4 protein-coding genes are annotated in these 10,821 nt (G+C 35.5%); 3 read left to right on the top strand and 1 reads right to left on the bottom strand.

Annotated elements, in window-relative coordinates:
• Nucleotides 1-683 precede the first annotated feature (683 nt).
• From IC221_RS11370 to IC221_RS11360, 3 genes are all read left to right on the top strand, one after another.
• A complete protein-coding gene (locus IC221_RS11370; protein ID WP_188169089.1) occupies nt 684-3,134 on the top strand; it encodes a hypothetical protein in 2,451 nt (816 codons plus the stop codon).
• 250 nt (nt 3,135-3,384) lie between these two features.
• Nucleotides 3,385-5,598 (top strand): glycoside hydrolase family 36 protein, encoded by a 2,214-nt coding sequence (locus IC221_RS11365; protein ID WP_188169088.1) that lies wholly within the window; start codon nt 3,385-3,387, stop codon nt 5,596-5,598.
• A 969-nt stretch (nt 5,599-6,567) separates the two neighbouring features.
• Nucleotides 6,568-9,822, top strand: coding sequence for a T9SS type A sorting domain-containing protein (locus IC221_RS11360; protein WP_188169087.1), 3,255 nt, complete (start codon nt 6,568-6,570; stop codon nt 9,820-9,822).
• Between the two features lie 85 nt (nt 9,823-9,907).
• Here IC221_RS11360 and IC221_RS11355 read toward each other — a convergent pair whose 3' ends face one another.
• Nucleotides 9,908-10,762, bottom strand: a complete 855-nt coding sequence (locus IC221_RS11355) for an SDR family oxidoreductase (protein ID WP_188169086.1) — start codon at nt 10,760-10,762, stop codon at nt 9,908-9,910.
• Nucleotides 10,763-10,821 lie beyond the last annotated feature (59 nt).

The raw sequence follows: 10,821 nt of genomic DNA, 5'->3' as shown, positions 1-10,821 counted from the left end.
AAATTAACTTCTATTCTTTAAATTCAATTGAATTGCACAGCATTGGTAAATGCACTTGATAATAAGGTAGGGGGAACAAATCAGTTTTTAGAGCTAAAAAACGAAGCTTCTGAAGTTAGTCTTAATGTTATTTTGCTACTGGAAATAATGGATGAAATTTGATCTAGTAACACCTTTAATAACACTAAAAACAACGATTTATACATTTTGTAATCAAATACATCGCAATAAAAGTGATGTATTATTTAAAGGTTGTTTGCTACGTTAAAAAAGAGTTTTAGTAAATATTATACGCTTATTCATATTTACATAACATTGGCATTAACACTCCATTTTTAATCAATCATTTGATTGTTTTTTTAAGCCTGAAAAAGTAAAATTATCAATTTTTATGATTTTGAACGCTGTTTTTCTAGCACAATTGGAAGTGGAAGGGAGTTTGAAAGTAGTCCATATAAATGCTTGTAGAAAGGCTAATTATAAGATGATGAAAATTTAGTGTACACTATGGTCGTAGACACTATAATAAGTTCTTCGATAATCTTTGTTTGTAAATAAAAGACAATGAATTGATAAATAATAATCAACACAATTCTGTTGCATATAATATGTTTGTGCAGAAATGAATAGGTATTAACAACTACTTTTGCTGGAAATACCCTAATAATTAATTATTGCCAAAAATGAAATTATTGAATAATATGATGAAAAATTTCATTACTTTTTTGATTTTATCTCTCTCATACACCAACTTATTTGCACAACTTCCACTACAGCTTTGGGATTTTGCATCCACCAATACACATATGTATTTTCCTGAAAAATTAGGAGATGCAACAGAATTTCATATTCACACTGATTTCCATTTCTTACGTTTCAATCCACATGATCTCAAATTTACACAGTTCAGAAGTGTGGCCCCTTTTGAGAAAAAATACGGCGTGAAACAGCTAGTAGAAGAGGTGGATTTAAACCTAATGACAATGTATTTGGAGTACAATGGCGAAAAGTTTAAAGTGATCAGAGGAGAAGGTACGGAAGACTATATGGGGGAGTGGGTTGAAGGAGGAAAGTTTTATCAAAGGAGATTTATTGATGGTTTACGCTTAGAAGATGGGCCGCTTTTCGAGTTCGGTTTAGAGATTGCTTCTTGGACGGATGCTTTTTCATTTAAATTGACTTATGAAGAAAGTTTCCTGCCAGAAGATGAAATGAAACTTCATATAGAATTTAATTTCCCCGAAGAGGTGTATCAAATCACTCGTTCTAACAGAGGTATTGTGATGGTACAAGGTAAACATGAAATGCTCTGGGAGTTATATTCAGACAATAGTGAAAACTTCGTTAGGAGTAATGCCAATAGTGTAAAGATAGAAGGGAAATTATCCAATAAATCGCTTTCAGCATTATTTAAAGTACGTCATACATTTCAAAAAAATGATGAGGTAACAGTAGTGGTGGCTTCAGATAAGAATAGACCTTTTGAACGATTACAAGCTTACAGAGATACACAACGACAAGCGACGATAGTAAAGTTAAATGGTAATATGGAGCCAAAGTTTGGAATGGAAAGAACGAAACTGATTCTCCATAATCCTTCAGATACTGAACAGTTGGAACGTTTTATTTTTGAAAAAACGGATAAAGTAAAAGCGATTACAGGCTGTTCAATGATTCTAAGAGATAAAGACGGACATCCCACCGGAATACCTATCCAAATTTCGAAAAATTGGCATACAGATTATTACAGTAGGTTTGTAGGACCTTGGGTCAGAGGCTACACAATGATGGTGATTCCCCCTCATCAAACGATAGAATTGGAATTGACAAGAGTTTCAGGTTTTTGGGGAAGTTTGCCCGCAGTATCACATAGTCAGTTATCATTATCATCTTGGGGTAAGAAAAACCCAACAAGTCATCAATTATGGGAAGAAACAGCGGTTGGGGCTTTTGGAGAAAGTATCTGCTATGAACCATACGGAGGTTCAACACAGTCAATGATTACAGACGTACGTCCACTGTTTGTACAAAGTACAAAGAAGATGATACCCGAACCAAGAAAGTACGATTGGACACCCAATGTGGGAGGTGGAGACTTTTTAAGGTTTTATGGACTAAGGGGAGAACTAAAGCAAATCAAGGAGATTCGTGTGGACTACAAACGTAATTGCCCGAACTTATCTGAGTTTGTTTACAGAGGTAAGACGGAAAAGGATGAAGCAGATTATAAGTTGACGACTTTCTTGATTCGCTCCAATGATTATTTAAGAGCTTACTATCATGTTGAATTAGAAGTCAACGAAACAATGGAATTTAATCGTTTAGCGATTGCTCAATTTGGTTCGGAGACGTATGCTTTTAGCCATGAGCATAATTTTGCTTATGGTAATGAAAATGGCGTATTATTGGATATAGAAAATGAAAGGGAAAGAGAAGGCTATTCGCATCAAAATATAGATGCACCAGGGGCTGCTCCTTGGGCAAGTATGCATAATGCAGAAAATCAACTCCCTGGTAAATACGGAACATGGGCCAACAGGGGCTTGGTATTGAGAGAATGGAAATCTATCGTTGATGGCAAATTAATTGAGCCAAAATTTTCAACCTATGTTCATTTCAGTAAAAAAATCAATAAATATGTGACGTTGATTGAATTGAATTTACCAGCTTCGGTACGATCATTACATAAAGGCGATAAGATTGATGCGGTGATCGAATTGTGTGTATTGCCCAATGAACCCGACAGTTATTATGGCGATAATGAAGTCTTTAAGGAATTTATAAAAAAAGAAGCCAATACATGGAAACCTATGTTTAGGGAAGCTCATCAAAATACATTGCAGGTCAATATTAAAAAAGGAAAATTGGTACGGAGAACGCCGCTAATGATTGCCGCAGAAAATGATGAAGTGGTGGTTGATCTTTCCAATGGTTTAGGATATGTTCCTTTTACAATTTCAAATATTTCTAACTATAAAAACTTTAAGGCCATCATTACTAGAAATGGTGATTTTATCAATTTGAAAGAACAAGAGAAATTTGGTAATGACTATTGGCAAACTGATTTTGATACAGAAACAAGAACATGGCAGGTTACTTATTCTATTCCAATGGATGATAAATTAGAGCCATAGGTCAATAGAGAAAATGGGGATAATAGGAGAGATTTGAGCAAAAAGTAATGAAAAGTGTTCATTTGAGCTGTTCTGAGGTGTTTTTTACATCTCAAATTATCACCATAAAGATCACTATCAACAATTGTAAGCTAAGAGCAAAGAATGATAGGAAAGAACAATTAAAATTGCAATGTGACAACTAAGTAAAATACAAGGCAATATAAAGGTGCCTTCGTATTTCAAATCATTTTTTAAAATTTTGAGTGAAATGAAAAAGATAAAGTTAGGACTAATTTTAGTGTTAAGTTTAGCACCAATATTTTCGTCATTCGCACAACAAGAAATTCAGAAGCTTTTCAGGTCTTCTACGTGTGTGTTTGATGTTGATGGTGGTAGCAGAAGAATTGGAATGGCACATACTCCTCAGGCGGGAACTACTGAGGTGACTATTGTAGATACTCCTTTTGGTAAGGCGGAGCAAACAAAGTCTTATTATGAGAAAGATAACTTTGGTTATGAGCTTCATGTTAGAAAATTACAAGATTTAGATGCTTATACTATTCAGGCTTTTTTCCACAATAAAAGTAATAAAGATACAAAATTAAGAGCCTTTGATTTATTCAGTATGGATGAAAGTTTTGGTGGTCAGGTAGATTTATCAAAACCTGAGGATTGGTTAGTGACTCCTTTGATGGAACACCATCATGCTGAAACTGTAGCCAAAATGGATAAGCGTTTCAAAGAGGTAGGTTTGTTCTATAATACGACTACTGATAAATCATTCTTATTAGGTCCTACAGGCCCTGGTGATGCACACTGTAATATACATGTGACACGCCAAAAGATTCGTGCTATCGTTCGCATGGACGAGGTATTAGTAGAGCCAGGCGAAGTAAGAAGAAGTGAGGAGATGATCTTCATCAAAGAAGATAAGGATAAAAACATTGATGTTTGGACAAAGTGGGTAGCAATTACACACAATGCTAAATTAGACAGAGATCCAGTATATGGATGGTGTAGCTGGTATGACAGAACGACTAAGATTGACGAAGAACACGTAATGAATGTGTTGAAAACAATCGAAGAGAACCCTAATACTTTTGGTAAAGGTATCGTACAAATCGACGATGGTTACCAAAAAATGGATGGTGATTGGTCTGCTAATGAAAAATTCCCATCGGGTATGGCTGAAGTAGCGAAAAAAGTGAGAGCAGCTGGCGGAACTCCAGGTGTTTGGTTTGCACCATTAATGATCAATCCTGAGCACCCATGGGCAAAAGCGAACCCAGATGCACTTCAGAAAAATGCGAAAGGTATCGAGTCATTTATGAACCCTAATCCTTTCCACCCAGCTGGAGCAAAGTGGTTAAACCCTACCAACGAAAAAGCAAAAGACTTCTTATTCAACATTATCAAAGATGCTAGAGATAGAGGATACGGTTATATCAAGATTGACTTTAATGGTATTGGTGCTGTATATGACAACCCTAAGTTGACAAGATTACAAACTTTCAGAGAGTTATATACACTTTACAGAAAGGCAGCAGGTGATGATATGTACATTCTTTCTTGTTTAGGGCAGCCAACAAGAGGTGTAATTGGTTTCATCGATGCGGCAAGAGTAGGTCCTGACTCTCACCCTGCACACTTTAGTCACTGTTTAGAGTCTGTATTGAGATTCCAGATTTTCCACAAAGTATGGTGGAACAATGACGCGGATGTATCTTACTTAGATTACAAATTACCATCTCGTAAAGTAGGTCATACTCCACAACAAGGAATGTGGCACACATGGCACAACACTGTAGCATTGACAGGTGGTACAGCGATGATTTCTGAGCCTATTGACAAAGATGATGTAAAAGCAGTTTGGAGAAACTACGAAATCATGCGTCCAGGTGTGATCGAAGAGACAAAATTAGTGACATTAGGTGAATCAGCTGACAACACAGTATTTGGTTTCAATGCCCAAAGAGAATTTGGAAACTTTGGGGTGTACAACCTTTATAATGTAGACAAAGAAAAATCAAATGATGTAACGATTGACTTTGCGAAAGCAGGTCTTCCTACAGATACAAAATGTGCTGTATATGACTTCTGGAAAAACGAAGTAGTGGGTTATGCAACCAATACATACACAGCAAAAGATTTATATTCAAACTCATCGCAGTTTGTAAGATTTACGCCTATCACTGATGACAAGCCAAAAGTATTAGGTTCAAACCTTCACTTGTCAATGGGTGCTAACGAAATCAAAAACTTAGTAGTAAAAGGCAACAACATCAAAGTTGAAATGACTGATGCTGGTGCTCAAGAAGGTGATATTATCTTCTACTCTAAGAAAGGAATTCAAGCAGGGAATGCCAAAAATTGTGCAATTAAGAATGTAGAAAGTCTTGGTGACAATTTATGGAAGGTAACCCTTTCTGAAAGAAAGTGGGATACTAAACAATCATTCTCGCTGAAATTAGTAGTAATGTAATTATCATTTCAGTAACACAGGAAAGCATAGGTTCAATTGAGTCTATGCTTTTTTTATTTCTGATGACTTAGTATCATCTACTCTAAAGGTATTCCTTAAGCAATGCAATTATCAAAATTTAGCGTTGCAGTTGTTGGATTATAAAAAAGCAAACAATTGTAAAATATAGACTACTCGCAAATTTTGTTTTCCTTCGAAATGAACAATAAGATACCTTACTTTACGATGTATTAAGAAATGAATTATTAAAAGCGGAAAAGGGTTATCCCTTACTTGATTTTACGATTGCCCATTGAACCATAGTATGATTAAAATGAATTTGTAATGAAAATCTTATATCTATTATTACTAAGTACCAAGACAAAATTATATACTACTAATTCTATTTATTGTTTTGCGATTACTTCCTTCAAAAAACTTTCAATAGAACCACTATTAATGCGTTTTTTAGCGTTGTACTCACAAAAAATAAATTAGAATTAACTATGATTTATTTTTGGCTTAGTACTTATCAATTATTCCATTTGCTATACTTTCTATAGAACAACAAGAAGCATGTATTATGAATTTTGTTTTAGAAAAGATTGAAGGTCGTAGCATCGGTAATGGTAATAACACTCCTTCAACACGCTCTCTTGTTAATCATAAGTTGACAAATAGTAGCATTTTCCATTATTTATTTTTTATCAGAAAAGCGAAGGGTTCTTTTTCCTTTCTAACTTCTTAAAACAGAATAGGTATGCATATCACATCATACACAATACTGTTTAATGGGAGTTTTGTCTTCAAAATTGTTACTAATATCAAATTTTTTGTAAAGGCATTTTGAGTTAACGGGTTGAACCGAAATAAGACAGCTGATAAGTTCTTTTTCCAATCTGATAATTACATTTTTTTACTTTTTAAAAGAGTAAATCAATAATACAATTTACTCTTTTGACGTATCCTATAATCATTTTTAGAAATCTGATGAATCATTTTTACTACTTAAGAACCACTTCTATTTTAATAATAATATTTACCCTATTCATTAATATAAAAACAGTAAAAGGGCAGGATATTTCTTCTCAAACACCACCAGAAAACTTGGAAGAAGTGACACAAGAGGTGGTCTTTTCTACAGGACGATTTACCCTAGTTTTGGGTACTGATGGTACGTTTAACTCATTTACGTTAGAGAGTGGGAAAGAACTAATACGGGAGGTATCCAATTTCAATCATTTTACATTGACACTACCCGGTCAAGAAGCCATTTCAATGGACAACTTTTATACATCGGGAGATGATTACGTCTTTGCTACAAGTGATAATAGTTATTATGCTTCTTTTAAGATAACTCCTCACCCTACCTATTTGTCATTTGATTTAGTTGATTTTTATGGTGACTTGCCTGAAGGAAGCTATATGGAATTGTATTTGGGTGTCACTGATACTAAAGTGAAAACATTGGCTTACAATTATATGGTCTATGAATTTGGGGTGGATCAAACCAAGAGAATTCGATTCGAGCATCTTTGGGAAAGATATAAAGGTAATAAGAAGGGAGGTTTTGCTCTATATACTTATACGAATGAGGCAGAGGAAGACGAAAGCATTTTACAAGCATGGGGAAATGAGTCTATGCCTCATCCAAAAGTTGATGGAGAGTGGAACTATGACAGAGCTGTACAATGGTTGGAAGAATGGAAAGTAATGTTTGAGGATCAAAGTGTAATGTATATAGCACCTCAAAATGTTGAGGAATTACCTCTTTTTGAAGAGTATCTTGATAAAGCTGATGTGACTACGGTCAACTTTTTTACCGATATGTGGCACGGAGGTTTTTGGCCAAGTGATAAACCCAACTGGGAAGTAGATGGGATTTTTGGAAGCCAGGATGCTTTGAAAGAATATTCTCATTCACAAAGAGAGAATAACAGAAGCATTAATATTCATTATGTTAGTGGTGGAATTGGAAGAAATGACCCATTGTATTCAGGTGAAAACCTATCGGATGATTTAGCATCATGGGTAGATGGAACATTGGTACAAGCCGTTTCAGATACGGATAGTGAGATTTTATTTCAGCCCAAAGAAGAATGGTATACTATTCCAGATGCACTTGATGACGCTGCAAATAGTTTTGGGAAGTTGTCCTCACCTCTACCTACTTTCTTTCAATACAATTATTTACAGATAGGAAAAGAATTGGCGACCATTAAGGATATTGAGGATATGGGAAATGGAACTTGGAAGTTTACGCTTAATCATCGAGGTTTTTTATCTACAATGAGCACTGCTCACCAAGGAGGTACAAACGTTAAGGGAATGCTTTTAGCCTACAATCAGGTTTTTGTTCCTGAAAATAATTCCGAATTATTTGAAACACTTACTACAAACTATGCTCACCTTTTAAATGATTGCCAGATATCGAATGCATTATTTGATGGTGCAGAGATCCACACTTTTGATGGAAGCTGGGGGTTCAGAAAGTTTGCAGAGCAAGTGTATGAAAAGATAGATCATCCTGTTGTAGTAAGAACTTCAAACGGGGGAGAGCCAGATACCGGCTATTTAGAATATCAAATTAACGCAACAAAAGCATATTTAACTTCACCTGTAGGCGATCATAACAAGGGAAGACCTTCTCTAAAACTAGAAAGAAATAGTACCACGAATAAAGGAGTTCAAACCCCTGCTTCAAGCCTTCTAGCAGCAAATTATATGTTGGGAATACAAGCCGCTCATAACGGGAGAAACTTTTCAATTCTACGCCCTGACCCAATGTTTGGTATTACATTAGAAGAGTTTGAAACGTATGGAAAAACGGATGAACTTTTATCGTTATTACCGAAGTGGAAAGCGGCGAGTAAATTGTTGACAGAGGAGCAAAGACAAACCATGATGGATACCTACTTTTTCTATGTAGGGAGGCTGTTTGCATCTTATACCACATTTGAATTGAGAGAAACGGAAGATGATTTCTTTTTAGTACCGATTCAAATGATGTCTCAAGATGCAGAGGTTACTTCTGATTTGTCTTCAGAAGACGAGCATCACCAATATTTCCATATGAGACAGGAAGATGGAATGTATGCTCCTTATGAGAAAGTGGCTTTTGGGCAAACTTTAGAATTGGATAATAAATACCATCAACAATCTCCTCAATTTATTGTAAGAGTTCTATCTGGAGAGCAAAATATTGTACAACCCCGTTTTAGAATTGGAGAGTCTTTCTTGAGTGTCAATACAATGATTAGAGCAACGGCTGATCATTCTCAATACATTGAATATAGAGGAGGAGAGAAAGCCAAAATATATGATCAGAACTGGAATTTAAAAGAAGAAGTTGATGTCATCATTTCCGGCAAATTTGAAGTAGAAGCTGGTATCAACACCATCACGTTAGAAAGTAATGATAATTCAACAGCTGAAGTGGAATTAATGATGTTTACTGAAGGAAATGCGATGATAGTGCACAAGCAAAATAAAGATGCTCAGCTATCAGATCTTACAGTAAACAATGTGACCATACCAAATTTTGAAAATGAGGCCTACTCCTACAACTATGAACTTTCAGACGACGCCACTGAAATTCCAGTCATCAATGCTACCGCTCGTCATGCTAAAGCAAATGTAGAAGTAATAGCAGCATCTGCAATTCCTGGGGTGACAACCATTATTGTTACAGCGGAAGACACACTTTTCAAGCAAGAATACAAAGTATATTTTGTTACTGAAGGCGGAGCATCAAGTAATGCCAACTTAGCTGAAGTTTACCTAGACGGAGTACTTTATAAAGATTTTAATCCCGCCATTTTATTCCATGAAATTGAGGTACAAGATGGTAATTTTCCAACGGTTTCTGCTTTCACTGAAGATAAAGAGGCTACTTATGTCATTGAAGGAGATGGAACATTTGGAAACACATTTACCATCACGGTTACCTCACCAACGGGGGTAACGAAAACATATTCTTTTGTCATTCTAAAAGAAGGGGCATTGAGTGTTCATTCTATCGGTCCTTCGATCAAAGTGTTTAAGGCTTCCAGCCAAGAATTAAATATTCAGTCGGAAAATCAGTTGGATGGTAAAATGATGACTATTTATAGCATCAGCGGTCAAAAGGTTTTTGAGAGGGCGTTGACAGGAAATCAGCAAAAAGTAAATCTTAATTTAAGAGGATTGTACATTGTACATATCTATGATCAAAACAGTAGAAGTGTACATAAAGTAATTTTCTAAATCTATGTATTTAATTAGGTGTTCTAAAACAACAAAGACTTTCCTAGTGAAAGTCTTTGTTGTTTTAAGAGAAGATAATGAAGTACTATTTTAGGGCATTTTTATTCTTCCCAAAGTAGGCTTCAGCACTTGTATATTCCTTACCCGTGATGTTTTTATAATCTGCTGAATAACCGGCAGTCCATCCTTGTTTAATGATATAATTTAATTCCATCATAGCCTCTACAAGCCAATCGGGCATTTGGTTGTCAAGCATACTTTCTTTTGCTTTATCCTCAGGGACATCAATATAAGAAACCTTTCTTCCAACGACATCACTGATGATTTCTGCTATCTTTTCATTGGAATATTTAAGGCCGCTCAATTCATACGTTTTACCAAAATGCTCTTCATTAGTAAGTGCAATTGCTGCCACTTCACCAAGGTCAGTGACATCCAATAATGATAATTCAGCATCACCATTTGGAATGTAAAAACCATTGTATTCTTTGATGGTTTGTCCGTAGTAATTGATATAGTTCTGTACAAAATTGAAAGGTTGAAGAATAGTGTAGTTCAAGCCAGATGCTTTGATAAGGTCTTCACTATTACCAGCCCAACGTGCCATTTGTATCTGACCATTACTATCCGCACCGGAAGCGGTACTTCTTACGATATGTTTTAAGTTATTTTTTTGAGCCGCTTGAATCACTTTTCTTGTCACTTCCTCTGGATGTTGCATCAATGGAGTCACAAGAAAAACCCTTTGTTTACCCGCAAGAGCATGATCTAAACTTTCTTGATCTGTAAAGTCAACTATTACGGGAGTCGCTCCTTTTACTTTGTCAAAATCTTTTTCAGCTCTCACACCTGCATAAACTTCTACTTCTCTGTTTTGTAAGTGTTCCAAAACAGCTTGGCCAATATTTCCTGTTGCTCCTAATACGATTATTTTTTCCATTGTCTTTTTTTATTTTGTTTATACAAATGTCGGTGAAAAAGGAGGGCGACTGATAACCA

The organism is Flammeovirga sp. EKP202, assembly GCF_014534745.1.
Taxonomy (GTDB): domain Bacteria; phylum Bacteroidota; class Bacteroidia; order Cytophagales; family Flammeovirgaceae; genus Flammeovirga.
Note: the sequence above shows the minus strand (reverse complement) of the source record. Positions and strands in the feature narration are given on the sequence as shown.